This is a genomic window from Candidatus Nitrospira nitrosa (genome assembly GCF_001458735.1).
In the GTDB taxonomy this organism is placed as follows: domain Bacteria; phylum Nitrospirota; class Nitrospiria; order Nitrospirales; family Nitrospiraceae; genus Nitrospira_D; species Nitrospira_D nitrosa.
Map to the genome: position 1 here is coordinate 348002 of NZ_CZQA01000009.1, position 17571 is coordinate 365572.

The 17571-nt window shown below is 58.1% G+C and carries 3 protein-coding genes; all 3 read right to left on the reverse strand.

Going from position 1 to position 17571, the window contains the following annotated elements:
- Window positions 1–726 precede the first annotated feature (726 nt).
- The 3 genes from COMA1_RS13830 to COMA1_RS13840 are packed head-to-tail and all read right to left on the reverse strand — an operon-like array spanning window position 727 to window position 17564.
- Window positions 727–1497 carry a class I SAM-dependent methyltransferase gene (locus COMA1_RS13830; protein ID WP_176698061.1) on the reverse strand — a complete coding sequence of 257 codons (771 nt, stop codon included), beginning with the start codon at window positions 1495–1497 and terminating at the stop codon, window positions 727–729.
- A complete protein-coding gene (locus tag COMA1_RS13835) occupies window positions 1481–8695 on the reverse strand; it encodes a non-ribosomal peptide synthetase (RefSeq protein ID WP_090749498.1) in 7215 nt (2404 codons plus the stop codon). Before COMA1_RS13835 ends, COMA1_RS13830 begins: the two co-directional genes overlap by 17 nt.
- Before the next feature lie 7 nt (window positions 8696–8702).
- Window positions 8703–17564, reverse strand: coding sequence for a non-ribosomal peptide synthetase (locus COMA1_RS13840; RefSeq protein ID WP_090749500.1), 8862 nt, complete (start codon window positions 17562–17564; stop codon window positions 8703–8705).
- Window positions 17565–17571 lie beyond the last annotated feature (7 nt).

Here is a 17571-nt window from a genome sequence, read left to right on the forward strand (position 1 = left end):
ATTGTCAGTTACCGAGAAGGGAAACTTATGAGGACGAGATGATAACAAGAACACTGCCCGACGAGCTCATGGATGAAATTCGCACGTAAGAGGGAGCGTACCCGGTGACGGTTGGCGTCCATGACGTTCCGTTCACGAAATGTGACTGGACCACTGCGAGAGTGCTCGTGGTCCTGTCCTTCTCACTCTCAGAAACGGGCCGGGAGATCGTATCGAATGTTGGCTCAGATGTCTGGATCAAGATAAAGTCTGTGATAGAACATCTTCACCAGTCGGCAGGCTCTTACGACAGGCTGGATGTACAATTTACTCTACAAGTGAGCACTACGGCCTCGGTCAGCGTCGATGTGAACATACATAAAGTTTTTGCAACTCTGCCAACGCAAGTGTCATAACAGCTCACCTACCTCACAGAGGAAATCTTATCAGGCCGCCTGCAAGGTTCTTCGGTAACCCTTCTGCTTTGAAAGAATGGCATTGAGAAAGAAAGCTTTTCTGCGCCCTTCACGGTTCTGCCGTCCCCATGCCACTTGAAATGTCCGAAGAACCCGCGGAGACGTGATCGTCGCCTCTTTCCATTTCAGCTTGTCCTGAGGACATAAACTGGATTTCTCAGACCTAAAACTAGGGATCCATTACAAGACAAAGACTTACAATAGCCGACCAGGTATTGCACAGCACCAAAATGTGAAACGAGAAAACCAGCGTTTGACCAAGCATACGAAATCAACGGTACTCAGTTAGAGCAAGTTCCGAGGGTTCTTCTGCGTGACACTCCCAGAAGCTCCAAGAATAGTCCATGGAGATCACTTGATACTCGGTTCGTTTGATGAACCCCGCGTATTCCTCGAGCATCAATTCCTCTACTGGGCACGAATAGGCAATAAGGACACGATGTCCGCTGGCCGCTTGGAAGCGACGCAGATTCTCAGCGACGTGCTTGAATACTGGCCCCAGAAATGGCCGGTACATGTAAATGAGAAGGTTCGTGTTCGGAAACACGAAATCCGCCGCATTGACACAACATACCCGAATATTTCTGCAGAGCAGCTGCTGCATTCCATCGGACAAATACCGCTCCACGTTGGTTTCCGCCACATCACAATGCAATGGAGACAGCTCCACCCCGATCACTTCTTTAAAAGGGAGTTGAGCCGCCACAATCAGGGTGCGACCTTTCCCACAGCCCAGGTCTACAAACGAATAGGCATTGAGATCGAGCCCCTTCGTCGTGTTGTTCAAAATATGCCGAATGACAACCTCTCTCGTTGGGACATAGCCTACCGCCAGGCTCCGGGCCGTCTCATCTGCGATACCGGCATCGGACGACTCCGTGACACCGGACGTCACGACCCCATATTTTTTATCGAAGTCATCGTGAGGTTTTTGGCTCAAGAGATACAGAATAATCTCCTTGAGCGTCTCCCAGAATCCGAAGACTCGATACGTATTCATCACGATCTTGAACTTGCCCCCGGTGTCAGGGTTGTACTGCATATGACTCCTCCTGTGCGCGACCGCCTCGTAGCATAGACAGAATTTCACTGATGCGCTGATGAACCTGAATGCTCCGCACCACATCCGCATGCTCGCCGTGAACCGTTTCACTCACCGCGATTCCCCTTGTACACACACTCCAATCAACCGGAGCTTTCCCGTGCTTCCGAAGAGTCGCACTGGTCCACCAGGCATGAATCGGCGCCTGAAGGGGATTCTGTACGGCCGCGCGTAGCATTCCGGCCGACTCGCGATCCAGAGCATAGGCGACTTTTAGAGCGGCGATGGACGCCTCCGATTCCTCGCGGGACAGCAGCTTTCGGTCCTGAGCCCATCGAATCCCATATTCCACCCGATCCTCATCGCCCAACCGTTTCAGAGCATCGCTGAGAGCCTGCCGCTCGACCTCTGGCACAGCCAGGAAGGCCTCTCTACGGTCTCCCTGGATATAGTGGAGCAGTTCTTCCTCGACCGAATCCGTAGAATCCGACATGGTTTGAAATTGCGTGTCCAGAATGCCGAGGAAATTGACCGATTGTCCTTGTCGTTCCAGCTGTTGCGCAACAGCCAAAGCGATGGCTCCCCCATTAGACCATCCGAGCAAGAGATACGGCCCGTCTTTCTGCCTATCTCGAATGATCACGGCATAGCGTGCGGCAATCAGATCCATCGACAGACGATTCCAGGGTTCTGAGAAGATCCAGCCCAACGGTAATCCATACACCGGCTGCTCCTGGCCCAGCGAATAGGCAACCGATTGATACGCCGCGACGTGCGTCCCGGTCGGATCGAAACAAAAAAGCGGCGCGCCCTCTCGTCCGGCCTGAAGCACCACGAATGGAGAAGATGCCGCCTCGGCTTGGCCGGAGATCCGTTCCACCAAACCCGCCACCGTCGGGGCCTGAAAGAGGTCAAGCAGCGCGATCGGATTTCCGATTATCCTCTGGATGCGCGATACGAGCTGCACCGCCGTCAACGAATGACCTCCGAGATCGAAGAAGTTGTCGTGAATTCCTACTTGCGGCAGGCCAAGCACCTCCGCCCACTCGCGCGCCAACCTCGTTTCCATGTCCGTGCGGGGTGCAACGAACGTCTGTAGCGAACCCCGGAGGTCGGGTTCGGGTAATGATCGCCTGTCGACTTTACCGTTGGCATTGCGAGGCAACGACTCCAGCACGACGATAGTGGACGGCACCATATAATCGGGCACTCGCTCGCGCAGAAATTCGTGCAGCGTTTCATGAGAGGCGCCTCCCGCCACATACGCGACGAGCCGTTTATCCCCTCCGACATCTTCTTTGACCACGACGACAGCCTCGTGCACCTCCGGATGCTCGAGCAGCTGTGCCTCAACCTCTCCTAGCTCAATCCTGAAACCGCGAACCTTGACCTGATGATCCATGCGACCGAGAAACTGAATGTCTCCGTTCGGTAAGTACTTGGCCGTATCACCTGTTCGATACAGGCGCGCGCCTGGTTCGCAGGCGAACGGATGGGGAATGAAGGCCTCTGCCGTCTTGGCCGAATCGCACAAATACCCTCGCCCGACACCGACTCCGGCCACGCACAATTCCCCCACGACTCCGATCGGCAGAGGCTTCAATGACGGAGAGAGCACGTAGAGCTCGATGTTGGGTACCGGCCTGCCTACTGGCATGAAAGTTACATGTTCCTCCGGAATCTGCGTCACAGGATACAACGCGACATCATCCGCACATTCCGCCGGCCCATAGGCGTTGATCAGCGGAACTACTGGGTACCGGGCAAGCCAACGCCGGCAAAGCGATGCAGGTAGCGCCTCTCCGGTCGGTAATACCATCCGCAGCCGTACGAGCGCCGGTTCGCTCTCGCCGCTATTGGCTGCCATATCGAGCATGCCCTGCAGCATCGCCGGCACGGCCTCGAGGATTGTGACACCTGCCGCCTCCACATGATGAAGCAGCCGTCCCGGGTCATGCGCGATGTCGTCCGGAACGATGCAAACCCGTCCACCGCACAACAGCGGAGCCAGAAACTGCCAGATGGAAATATCGAAACACTGGGATGCGGTCTGGGCGATCACGTCGTCCGCGGTCAACTCAAGCGTCTGCAATTTCCCCCAGAGATGATTGAGCATCCCACGATGCTCGACGATCGCGCCCTTGGGAGTCCCGGTGGAGCCGGAGGTATAGATCACATAGGCGGCGCCCCGTGGATGAACAGAGGTGAAAGGATTCATCTCGTCGTTCACCGATGACTGGGTCTCTTCCATCGTGAGAAGAGTCGACGGCTCATGCTCCGACAGACCTTCCTGCAGCGGCATCACGCGTTGCCGAGAGGTCTCCGTGGTCAACAACACACGCGGTCGGCTTTCAGCGAGCATATGCCTCAGTCGGTGATCCGGATGCCCTGTATCGAGTGGCAGATACATACCGCCTGTCTTGACGATCCCCAGCAGCATCGCCAAGAAGTCGAGATTTCTGTCACCTAAGACCGCCACGACCATTTCCGGCTCCACGCCCTTGAGCCGCAACGCATGGGCGACTCGGTTCGCACGACGATTCAACTCCTGATAGGTCACCCGACGATCCATGCAGACAGCGGCCACGCGATCCGGCGTCGCCGATGCCTGCGCTTCGAACAGCTGCGCAAAAGACCGATCCGGCAATGATAGTCGTGGTCCCACGTTCCAGTCGGTCAGCAAACGTTGCTTCTCGTCGGTCAACAGCCGCAAATCCTCAATCGTGGTATCGGGCTGCACGGCCATGCCTTGAAGGATCAATTCATAGTGCCGGAGCATGCGCATGACACTGTCGGCGGAAAACAGATCGCTGTTGTATTCCATCGACGCCGTCAGCCCGGCTTCGTTTTCGCACAGAGACAACGTCAGATCGAACTTGGCCGTCAGCGGCTCCACATCCACCGTGGCAATCTGGAGTCCCGGAACGGCCAACTCGGAGGTGGGCGCATTTTGTAGTTCAAACATGACTTGAAAAATCGGCGAGTAACTGACGTCACGCACAGGCTGCAGCACCTCGACCAGTTTTTCAAACGGTACGTCCTGATGCGTGTATGCGCCCAGACAGACCTGTCGGACCAGCGCCAGGAGCTCGCGGATCGTCTGACTCCCCGACAAGTCGGCCCGCAGCGCCAGCGTATTCACGAAGAAACCGATCAGCCCTTCGATCTCGCTACGAGTGCGGTTGGCAATCGGAGATCCGACGACGAGGTCAGGCCGGCCGGTATATTTGAACAATAAGGCATAGAACCCGGCCAGCAAGGTCATGAACAACGTGACGCCCTCGCGTCGGCTGAGCTCGGTCATCGCTGAGGACAGTTCGGGCGACAACGACACAGTGAGCGAAGCCCCATGGGAGGTTTGGACCGGAGGTCGCGGATGATCCATCAAAAGGTTCAGCGGCTCGAGCGCATCTGCCAATCGCTTCTTCCAATAGTCGAGTTGGCGATCTAAGCGCGTACCCGACAGCCATTGTCGCTGCCAGATGGCGAAATCCGCGTATTGAACCGGGAGTTCCGGAAGTGCCGCCGGTCTGCTTTGGACCTGAGCGACATAGAGCTCGGTCATCTCCCGCACGAGAATATGTGAAGACCAGGCATCGGACACGATGTGGTGCATCGTCAACAATAGGACGTGTTCCTCCACGTCGAGTCTGAGCAGCGTGACGCGCAGCATGGGACCATAAGCCAACTCGAACGGACGCTGCGCTTCAGCCGTCGCAAGCCGTAAGACGGCCGCCTCCCGTTCGGATTTATCCACATGATGATCGAGCGTGACAACGGGAAGCGGCAGCGCCGTTGCCGGCGCCACGATTTGTATTGGTTGTCCGTCCGACAACGCCACCGTGGTGCGCAATACTTCGTGCCGCCGAACGAGCTCGTTGACGCTCCATTCAAGAGCCTTGACATCGAGTGTCCCCGACAATCGGAGCGCGATCGGAAGATTGTAGGAAGCACCATCCGGTTCCAGTTGCGTCAAGACCCACAGACGCTGCTGGGAAAAGGACAGCGGGACCGGCCCGTCATGCTGTACTCGCGAAACCGGCGGCATGTCCATGTCTCCGTCCTGCAAGCGGGCCGACTGTATGGCTTCCGCCAGTTGGGCCACCGTCGTCGCCTCGAAGAGAGTCCGCAGCGGTAGTTCCACACGAAAGACCGAGCGCACCCGTGCCATGACCTGCGTCGCCAACAATGAATGTCCGCCGAGATCAAAAAAATCGTCATGAATCCCGATCCGATCCCGCTTGAGGATGGTCGCCCAGATGCCTGTCAGCATCTCTTCCGAGGGATTACGAGGCGCCACATAACGGCGATTCGACGCCAGATATGCCTCCGGCTCCGGCAGGAGCGCCCGATCGACTTTCCCGTTCTGATTCAATGGGAGCGCCGGCAGACAGAGCAGGGCGGTAGGAATCATGTAGTCCGGCAGACATTCCTTTAAAAACTCACGCCATCCTGCCGGTTCACCGGCAGAGTCGCGGGCTACGATATACGCAGCCAGATATTTCTCGCCCGCTTGGCTTGCTCGCGCTGTCACGACCGCTTGTTGAATGCCGGGATGTTCGGTAAGACGCGCCTCGATTTCGCCCAATTCAATGCGGTACCCCCGGAGCTTGATCTGAAAATCGGTTCTGCCGAGGAATTCCACTGTACCGTCCGGCAGAATACGCGCCAGATCACCGGTCTTGTAGAGACGGCTTCCCGGTTGGGATGCAAAAGGATGAGGCACAAACCGTTGGGCCGTGAGATCGGGCCGTCCAAGATACCCACGCGCCAGTCCCGCCCCGCCGAGATAGAGTTCTCCGGGTATACCGACGGGTAACTGATCGAGCCGCTCGTCCAAAATATAGGCTTCTGCATTGTCGATCGGACGACCGATCGGCACGGTCGTAGAGAGTCGTACGTCTTCATGCTGCGCCTCGACCGGAAAAGTCAGGCACCCGATCGTCGTCTCCGTCGGCCCGTAATGATTCAGCAAACGACAGCGCCCGGACGCCGTTATGTGGTCGGCGAGCGCATGAGATAACACATCCCCTCCAAGGACGAGCTGCCCCCGTGGCAGCACCTCGTGGTCCTCCGCCGTCGCAAGCAACGATTGGAAATGGGCCGGCACTATCTTCAGCACGTCGATCGGATGATTGGCACAATACTCTCCGAACTTCCGTCCATCCGTGGCCGTGTCGTACCCAATCACATGCAGGCACCCGCCGGATACGAGCGACGCAAAGATCACGGTATTTCCGAGATCGGCGCTGAGGGTTGAGACGGTGGCATAACTCAGGCCGGCCTCGGCATGTACCGCTCGGCAGATGTAGCCCGTGTAGTTCACCACACCGAGATGAGTAACGGCGACGCCTTTCGGAACACCGGTCGATCCCGAGGTATAGATCACATAGGCCAGTTCCATCGGGTGAACCATCCGATCAGGATTGCCGGACGGCTCCTCCGCAAACGCCCAGTCCTGGAAATCCAGCCCGAGCGCCGTCGTCCCGGTGGCGGGTAGGCGCTGCCGCCATTTCGCCTGCGTCAGCACGACGGCGATCCCAGCCTGCGCAATCTCAAACGTCAGGCGCACCATAGAGTTCTCCGGATCGAGCGGCACATAGGCGGCGCCGGATTTAAGTACTCCCAACAATCCGGCCACCATTTCGACCGAGCGCTCGACACACAATCCCACGAGATCGCCTTGTCCCACTCCCCTCCTGTTCAGTCCATGCGCAACCTGGTTGGCTCTGGCATTCAATTCAGCGTAGGTGAGGCGGCAGTCGCCGCAGACGACGGCGGTCGCATCAGGCCGCGCTTCGGCTTGATGTTCGAACAGAGTCACGAGAGATTGTGCAGTCTGGAGTGGATGTGCGGTGCCGTGGCCTGTGTGCAGCAATCGGCTCCGCTTGGATTCGCTCAGCAAGGGCAGCAGCCCGACGCAGGTCTCCGGCTGCGCCGCCGCACCGGTGAGCACAGCAGTCATGGCTTCTCTCAGGATCGAAAGCGCCGCCGTATGAACCAGTTTCGAATCGGCCTGCAGTCGCAACTGGATCGACCGGCTTCGTCTCGTACAGGTCAAGGTCAGCTTGAGTGGCTCGAATCGGACAGCCGACGGCTCGAACGAGAAGACGATATCTCCGGTCTGCGCGAACGATCCCAGTGTTTGAAACTCAAATCCCACTAGTTCCGTCGTTGTAAAGTCGATTCCTTCGGCCCTGCCGTCCCACAGGAAGTACTCCTGCCACTCTCGTACCTGCTGCTGGTCGGACCAGACTGCAGCCGCCAGCTCCCGAAATGGTGTGTCCAGGTCGATCCGGCACCGCAGAGGCACCCACTTGGCGAAGAGTCCCATCCCCGACTCCAGCTCGTCGTATTTTCTCCCGTCGCTGAGCAGAGCCATGAGATATTCCGGACGGTCACCGACCCGGCCCAGCACGACCTGCCAGGCGGCCAACAGCAACGCTTCTACCGGCGTCTCATACCGTTCGGACAGAGCCAGCAACGATGCAACAACTTCTCCACTCAAGTTCCAGACAAGCGTCTCTGTCGGCCAGCCGCCGGTCTCTTGTCGTGTACACTCGAACGGTAACGTCATCGAAGCTTGGTCTACCAGCATGTCTCCCCAGAACCGCCGGCCATTGGCAGCATCCTGGTCCGCGAGCAACTCGTTCTGCCATTCGGCAAACTGGGTGTACTGCACCGGTTCCTCATGACCCTTATGCCCGGCGGCGCCGTAACCGGCGGCGATCTCACCGGCCAAGTTATGAAGCGTCCTGGCATCGGCGCACATGGCCGGTAGGCTGATCAGAAGCCAATGCTCGTGATCCGACAGTCGGCACAGAGTGCAGCGGACCGGCGGCCCCTGTTCCCAATCAATCGTCTGACGACGATGCTCCTCCAACAGCTCATCACGTGTTGTTGCGCGCATCGCCGCGTCGGTTGACTGAATATCGACGGTCTCCCAGACGGGCCTGCAGTCCTCAGCGATGACTTGTAAAGGTACCTTTACCCCTGGTTCCCTGCAGAATAGCGTTCGAAACGCTTCGTGTTTGTCCACCGCCGCATGCACAGCCCGTTCGAGGCGGACGCGGTCCAGTATGCCCTGGATGCTCAGTGTTCCCTGAGTCCAGACGGCTCCGAACGTTTGTTGAAGCACCCACAGACGCTTTTGTTGAGGAGAAAGCCGGAACCCTTGTACAGCTATAGTCGGTTGCATGACGCCTCTATACAGTCACTGCGAGAACATCTCGTTGATTGATCATCTCTCCCATCGCCACGACGATCTTCCGCGGTCCGACGAACGGCAATCGGGCGTGGGCTACCAGCATGTTGTCGAGCATAAGCAGGTCTCCGTTTTGCCAGGGAAACCGGACCGACGTCCGTTCATAGAGTTCACCGATTTCCGCCGCCACGTCATCCTCGATCGGAGAGCCGTCGCCGAAGTACACATTGCGCGGTACTCGCTCGATGCCCAGCACATCGACCAGAGAACTTCGGACCGCCGGCTCAAGGTACGAGATGTGATGCAGTTGAATCTGGTTGAAGAACACCCAGTCGCCGGTTCTTGGGTGCTTGATGATGGCCGGACAGATCTGTCTGGTGCGCAGCCCTCCGTCGGACGTCCAATCCCATTCGACACCGTGCTGTCGACAGATCTGTTCGACGACGGCCTTGTCATCGGCATGAAAGAAATCCTGCCAGCTGACGTCGAAACCGGGAGTGAAATTTCTCACATACATCAGCGCCAGTTCCTGAAATTTCTCACGCAACTCCGGTCGCAGGCGTTCACACATTTTTCGGCAATCCACGATGGGCGTCTCCCCACCCTGCTGCGCCGCTTGCACGCAGAAGAACGACTGTTTCAACGGCCATCGATGCAAATGTGAGCTTTCGTTGTGAAAGAGAATGGTCCGGTCGGCCGGATAGGGCGTGGATCCGTACAGATGCCGCCCGGCTTTCTCCCGCGGCAGATCCCCGTATTCGCCGAACAGCGTGGGGCATAGCGCCTGAGCGACCTGCTCGAAATCCTCAGCTCCCTTGAGCGAAAATCCTCGAAACAGGATGGCTCCGTGCGCGAGTAACTCCTGCTCAACCTTCTCCCGATTGTCTTGTCCCCACGCGGCCAGATCTACGTCCTCGACCGCCGGTTGTATGACCAGAGGCAGAGTCTGATCCGCCTCGAGATATCCACGCTCGACCAGCGTCCGCTGAGCGAGCGGCACCGCCTTCGGCTGAATGTTCTTGAACCGTTTGAACCTGCTTTCCTCACGTTGTTTGGCTTCGATCATGGCAGACTCCTTTTCCGTATGAGACAAGATCTCGATCGCGGACAGCCTGGCCTCCGGATGGGCGACGATGCTCCCGAGCAGTGTCACGAACCGATCCGACAAGACGGCGATCGTAGAGGCATCCAATAGGTCCGTGTTATATTGCCAGAGGCCTGTCAAACCATCCTCAGCGTCTTCCATAAACAAGGCGAGATCGAACCGTGCCACCTCGCTTTCGAACTCGAGCGCCCCGACTTCCAGTCCCGGCAGTTCCATGGAAGGCGGCGGCACGTTTTGCAGGACAAGGAGCGCCTGAACCAGTGGATTGCCTCCCAAATCGCGCTTGAGCTTCAGGGCTTCCACAATTTTTTCAAACGGCAGGTCCTGATGCGCATAGGCCTCCAACGCTGTCCGTCGTACCTGCCCCAGCAACTCCAGGAAGGTAGGATTACTGCCGAGGTCGGTACGGAGCGGCAGGAGGTTCACGAAAAAACCGATCAATCCTTCCGTCTCTTCACGGTTGCGGTTGGCCACGTCGGTGCCGACCAGAATATCTTCCTGTCCCGTCGTACGGAAAAGCAGAGTGTTGAATGCCGCCAGAAACGTCATGAACAGGGTCACGCCCTGCTTGCGGCTCAACGCGCGCAGCCGGTCGGCGTGCTCTGCGGGGATCGTGAAGAGGTGACGGGCGCCACGAAAAGTCTGCACGGCGGGACGCGGCCGGTCCGTCGGCAATTTCAAGACCGGCGGGTTGACGCCCAACCGTTGCTTCCAATAGGCGAGATGCCCGTCCAGCACCGATCCTTGCAGCCGCTGTCGCTGCCAGCGGGCGAAATCCGCGTACTGAATAGGCAATGTCGGCAGCACCTCGCCCAAGTTGCCCGCTTGCCCGACCAGAGCCTGATAGAAGACCGCCACCTCGTTGGCCAACAGCGTCATCGACCAAGCATCCGCAGCAATATGATGGAGTGTGACGAGCAAGACGTAGTGCCGCTCGGCCAAACGGAGCAGCCTGGCGCGAATGGGCCGGTCCTGATCCAACCGGAACGACCGCCGGACCTCCACTGAGGCGGCTTCGCGTACGGCCTCATCCCGCCGGTCGTCAGGCAGTCCGCTCAGATCATCAAGTGGCAGGACGAACTCATCCGCCGTGCCGATGAGCTGTACCGGTTCGCCGTTGACCTCGCGGAACGTCGTTCTCAGTGTTTCGTGTCTGGCGATCACTTGCTCGAAACTCTTCGACAAGGCATCGGCATCGAGCGTGCCAGTGAGTCGTAAAGCAAACGGGAGATTGTACGACCACCCGTCCGGCTCCAACTGTGACAGGAACCACAAGCGTTGCTGGGCAAAGGACAATGGGAGCGGCCCAAGTCGATCGAGAGATACAAGCGGTGCGGATGTGACCTTATCTTCACCAGAACATGCTTGCTCAATAACAGCACTCAGCGCCTCAACCGTCGGCGCCTCGAAAAGGTTTCGAAGCGGCAAGTCGATCTGGAACGAGGTCCGGATGCGAGAAACGACCTGCGTGGCGAGCAGCGAATGGCCGCCCAGTTCGAAGAAATTGTCGTGAATGCCGACATGCTTCACGCCGAGGATTTCGGCCCAGATCCCAGCCACAATTTCCTCAACCGCAGTGCGGGGAGCATCACCGCAGGGTGACAGGTCCGAATCCTCCGGCATGGGAAGAGCCTTTCGATCAATCTTGCCGTTAGGCGTCAACGGCAGGGAATCCAGGAACATCACCACGGCAGGGACCATGTAGTCCGGCAACGTTTCGGCCGTGAACGATCGAATCATCGAGGCATCGCGCGCGGTGCTTTCGCTCACAACATACGCCACCAGCCGCTTGTCTCCCGGCCGGTCTTCCCGGGCCATCACGACCGTCTCACGCACGGCAGGATGCTGACGCAGGCGCGATTCGATCTCCCCGAGTTCGATACGATGGCCACGAATTTTCACCTGATGATCGACACGGCCCAGAAACTCCAGTGTTCCGTCAAGCCTATACCGAGCCTGATCACCGGTTCGATAGAGCCGCTGTCCCGGTTTCGTCCCAAATGGATCGGGAGTGAATCGCTCAGCAGTCAAATCTGGCCGTTGCCAGTACCCTCTCGCTACCCCATCGCCGCCGATATATAGTTCTCCCGACACTCCTATCGGGACAAGATTGGCTTCTGCATCGAGCAGATAAATCTGCGTGCTCGCGATCGCTCGTCCCAACGGAACGGCCTCATCACACTCGCTCACACGAGCCATCATCGACCATACGGTCGTCTCGGTCGGTCCATAGAGATTCCATATCTCAAGGCCTTGAGCGAGAAACTTGTTCGCTAACTCACGTGACAAGGCTTCACCACCACACAGCACACGTACCGGAGGGACAGCCCCGGCATCGAGCAACAGGCGCCATCCTGAAGGCGTTGCCTGCATGACGGTGACGCCTCTCTGGACCAGTGCCTGTGCCAATCGAGGCCCATCGACAACGATGTCGCGGCTAAGCACGACCACTTTGGCCCCCACCACCAGTGGCAGGAACCATTCCAAGAGCGCGATGTCGAACGAGATGGAGGTCGTCGCCGCCAGCACATCCTGACTGGACAGCTGTAACGTATCCTGCATGGCTAAGAGAAAATTCACGGCACTGCCCTGTCGGACCATCACCCCCTTAGGTCGACCAGTTGATCCCGATGTGTAGATGACATAGGCCAGCTGATCGAGGCTGCGGGGAACAGGTGGTTTTTCCCTCGACTCACGGCCAATCAGTTCCCAGTCGTACAGATCGATCACCGCCCGTTGTTTGATCTCAAGGTTGACCGGTAGCGATCCCTGCGCCACCACTACCGAGACCTGGGCATCATGCAGCATGTAGCTTAGCCGTTCAGTCGGATATGTCGGATCTAGCGGAACGTAGGCGCCGCCAGCCTTGAGAACTCCCAGCATCGCGACCAACAGATTTCTCGATCGCTCCAGACAGATTCCCACTTTCACATCCGGCCCCACACCTCGCTTGCGCAAGTAGTGCGCCAACTGATTCGCTTTAGCATCGAGCTCCCGATAGGTCACGTCCACACCGTTGTCCGATAGGGCGATACGTTCAGGCGTCCGAGCCACTTGCGTTTCGAATAAATCAGGCAAACACTGGTCGCCCATGTTGAATCGTCGCTGGTCGCACCAGTCCTTCAAGAGCTGTTGGCGTTCTTGATCGGAGAGAATGGACAATTCGGACAACCGAGCGTCCGGCTTCCTGATCATCTCATCCAAGATGCCGGTCCAATGGCGGACGACCTGCCCAATCATCTCGTCACTCAGGCGACGACGATCGTAGGAAAAGATGGCTGTGAGTCGTTCTTCCGGCACCACGGTGATCGTGAGTGGATAGTTCGTCCACCCTTCGACATCGACGGACTCGATACCGAACGTACTGCCGTATTCCTGAACCGTCTTGTCGAGAAGATAGTTTTGAAACACGAGTACGCTGTCGAACAGGGATGTTCCCCGTTGGATATCACTCCATCCTTGAATCTGCACCAGCGGAGTCGCCTCATACTGGCGCAGCTCGACGTTGACCGCTTGCAGGGTTCGAAGCCAGTCTCCGAGCTGCTCGACCGGCACCATCCGCACCCGTAGCGGCATGGTATTGATGAACACACCAAGAACGGAATCGCTGCCCATCAACTCCTGAGGTCTGCCCGAAACCGTCACGCCGAACATGACATCGCCGGTATCGCAGTACCGACGGAGCAACAAGGCCCAGGCCCCTTGAATGACCGTGTTCAGCGTCACATGCTGAAATCGAGCCAACTGCTCCAGGCCTCGCAAGACTGAAGGGGGTAACTCCACACGCTGTTCACCGTAAGGCGCGGACTCGGCAGCAGAATCCGCTACCTGCTCTGGTAATCGAGTCGGCTGTTCGAAACCACGCAGATACTCCCGCCAAAACTGCTCGGCCGCTGAGAGGTCCTGCTGCAACGACCACCGGATGTATTCCCGATAAGAAGGCGCAGGGGTCACCGCCACGGCCTCGCCACGTCGAAGGCGTTCGTAAGTAGTCATGACCTCCTGCACCAACAACGCCTGGCACGATCCATCCAAAATCGCATGATGCAAACTCCAGACGATCCACCACGAGCGCTCCGTCCGTCGGATCAACGTCAGACGCATCAGCGGCGGTCGATCAAATGTGAATCCGCGAAGACGGTCGGCCGAGAGATAGTCCCGCAACACGTCTTGCCTGGCAGCCTCATGGGCGAGATGCCGCCAATCGAGATGTTCCACGGACAACTGAGCACGACGGACCACGGCCTGCAGCAGTTCGGGCGCAACGTCCCACACGAATCCCGTCCTGAGAATTGTGTGCCGATCCACTGCATGCTGCCAGGCATCCTCAAATACCTCCGGGTCCAGTCCTTGGGTGAACGCATAAACGACCTGATTGTGATAGGCCCCCGCGTCTTCACCATGGAGACTATGAAACAACATCCCCTGCTGGATCGGTGACGCGGGATAGAGATCCTCGAGTTCTGCTCCATGAAGAGCCAGGAGCGTGCGGACCTGTTCCTCATGACCCCCTGCGAATGCAAACGGTTTCGAGGTAACCGTCTCCGCACGCCCGATAGGCTCATCCACCACAGAACCGGCGGCTTCAAGAGCGGCTGCGATAGCCGCCACTGTATTATGTTGAAAGACTAGTTTCGGGCTCACCTTGAGAGCCGCCCGATGGGCCCTTGCCACCACCTGGAGACAGAGGATCGAATCGCCTCCGATTGTAAAGAAATTGTCATGGATGCCTACGCGATCCAGATGAAGGACCTCCCCCCAGATCTGCGCGAGCGTCGTTTCGACCTCGTTTCGGGGAGAGACATAGGAGTCATTCGGCTGCGCCCGCCCCTGTTCCGGATCCGGAAGCGCCGCTCGGTCGATCTTGCCGTTAGCGGTAAGAGGAAGTGCTTCCAGCACAGTGATGGTCGAAGGAATCATATAGTCCGGCAAAAGAACCGCCAGACAAGACCGAACCGCGTCCGGATCGAGATCGGCCGGCGCCGCCACATAGGCGGCAAGCTGCTTGGTCCCGTCGGCCGCTTCGCGCACGACTACAACGGCATCCTTGACTCGACTATCGCTCCGCAACTGCGCTTCGATCTCTCCCAACTCGACCCGGAACCCTCGGACCTTTACTTGATTGTCCACGCGGCCTTGGAATTCGACGGAACCGTCTGGTCGATATCGCGCCCGATCTCCGGTACGGTACAGACGAGCACCGGCCAGCCCGCCGAACGGATTCGGCACGAATCGCTCCGCGGTCAGGTCAGGCCGATCGAGATACCCCCTCGCCAACCCCCCACCTCCGATACACAACTCGCCGGAGACTCCCACCGGTGCGGGTTCACCATCCTGGTTCAAAATGAACACTTGGCTGTTGACCAAAGGCCGTCCGATAGGAATGCTGCCGTGCACGTCCCCTTCTAGGTCAATGTGATGGGTGAGTACTCCGATCGTCGTTTCCGTGGGGCCGTAGTGATTGATCATTCGGCAATCGGGTGCAAGGGTTCGGATCCGTTCGACCAGGCTGCGATGAACGGCTTCGCCGCCGAGGATCAAGCAACGCCGTGGAAGCACATGTTCAGGCCGTCCTGCTTCCAGTAGGCCTGCCAGATGGCTCGGTACGATTTTTAGGACGTCGATCCGGTGACCGGTCATGTAGTCCGCGACGGCGTCGGGATCGAATCCCCGATCTACCGACAGGACATGAAGAGTACGACCCGAACAGAGTGAACCGAAGATAGAGGTATTGCCGAGATCCGCCGCGACCGTGGATACGGTCGCGAAACTGGCCATCTCGTCGAGCGAGAGACGCTCCATGAGTCCTGACACGTAGTTGACAACCTGTCGATGCTCTACGGCGACGCCCTTCGGTCGTCCGGTGGACCCGGACGTATAGATGACGTAAGCCAAATTCTCCGGTCGTACGTCTCGCCTCAACGGTTGATCAGCTCCAGCCAAGATGGCCGGCCAGTCGCGGTCCAGATAAATTTGTCGCACAGTCGTGTCATGGGAGAGGTCCCCGGTTGCGACCTGCATGAGGACCACCCGTGCGTCGCTGTCCGACAGCATAAAAGCCAACCGTTCTTTCGGAAGCTTCGGGTCAAGCGCCACATAGGCACCACCCGATTTGAGCACGCCGAGCAATCCGACGATCAAGTCCAGCGATCGTTCCACACAGAGTCCCACCCGCACGTCAGGACCGACTCCGAGATTTTGCAAATACCGGGCAAGCTGATCCGCTTTGGCATTCAACTCTCCATAGGTCAAAGACCGTCCCTCATAGACGACGGCGGTGGTATCCGGCTGTTCCTGTGCCCGCTGCTCAATCCGTTCATGGATACATTCTTCGTCCACCGGAACCGTGGTGCGGTTCCAGTCCATCAAAAGGCGGATTCGCTCTCCATCGCCGAGCGGAGACAGTTCCGCCAACCGAGCCTCCGGCCGCTCCGCCATCGTCATCAACAAGGTGCGGTAGTACCCGATGAGCCGCTTGATGTCCTCGTGCGCAAACCGCTCACGCGCATAGGACAGAATCAACCGCACCTCTGCCGCCGGTTCGACCATCAGCGAGAGTGGATAGTTATTACGACCAGCCGTCAAAACATACTCGGCATCCTGTCGGGGTGGAGCCATGGGCGTGATTCTCAAGCCGAGCTGATCCTGGTCGCTCTCATCCTCCGGGTAACTTTCAAAAACCAGGATGCTCTCGAACAACGACCGCCCTCCCGACACGTCGCTCCAGCGCTGAATTCTCGACAGGGGTGTCCACTCATACTGCCGCAGCAGGCTGTTCTGTTCTTGGAGCGAGGCAAGCCAATCCCCCAGCTTGGCATCTGGAGAGATGGTGACTCGAACCGGCAACGTGTTGATGAACAGTCCAACCATGACGTCTGAGCCGGGGAGTTCCGCCGGCCGCCCCGAGACCGTCGCGCCGAACAGGACTTCGCGTTCTCCGGTGCAGCGGTGCAACAGGATCGACCACGCTCCTTGCGCTAATGTGTTGAAGGTGAGCCGCCGCCGTTTGGCGGAAGTGGTCAACGTTTCGACTTCTGCCTTCGACAGGCGCAGTTCCTGTTCCGCATATGGCAGAGATTTCAGTTCTTCCGAGGTCACTTGTTGCGGCGTCTGCAGCGGCAACGCCGTTGGTGTCTCAAATCCCGCCAGATTGGTCCGCCAAAACGTCTCGGCAGCCTGCAAGTCGCGGCTCCGCAACCAGTTGAGGTACTCGGCATAGGGTCTCACGGGCGGCAGCAACGGCTGCCGCCTCTGCACGAGCGCGTCGTAACAGATCAGCACCTCACGCAACAACAACGCGACACTCCAACCATCCAGTAAAATATGGTGGTGGCTGTTGATGAAATACCAGCGACTGTCCTCGATTCTGATCAGTGTGAGCCGCATCATGGGCGGCAGAAGCAGATCAAACGGCTTTCGACGATCCTCGCGCAGAAGGACCGCCAGCGATTCGTCCCAGGATTCACTGTGGTGGGCACGCCAATCGAGGATTTGAAGTGGAACCCGCACATCGCGCCGCGCGACCTGCATAGGCTGCTTGACGCCCTCCCAGACGAAACTGGTGCGCAGGATGGGATGACGCTCCATCACCGTGCGCCAGGCCTCCTCAAATGATTTGAGGTCCAGCTCTCCGTCAATGACGAAGCCGGTCTGCGTGAAATAAGGATCCGCGGCCGCGTCGGACACGGCATGGAAGAGCAATCCTTCCTGAAGAGGAGAAAGATAGTGAATTGATTCGATGTCTTTTTTCTTACTCATGTCAGTC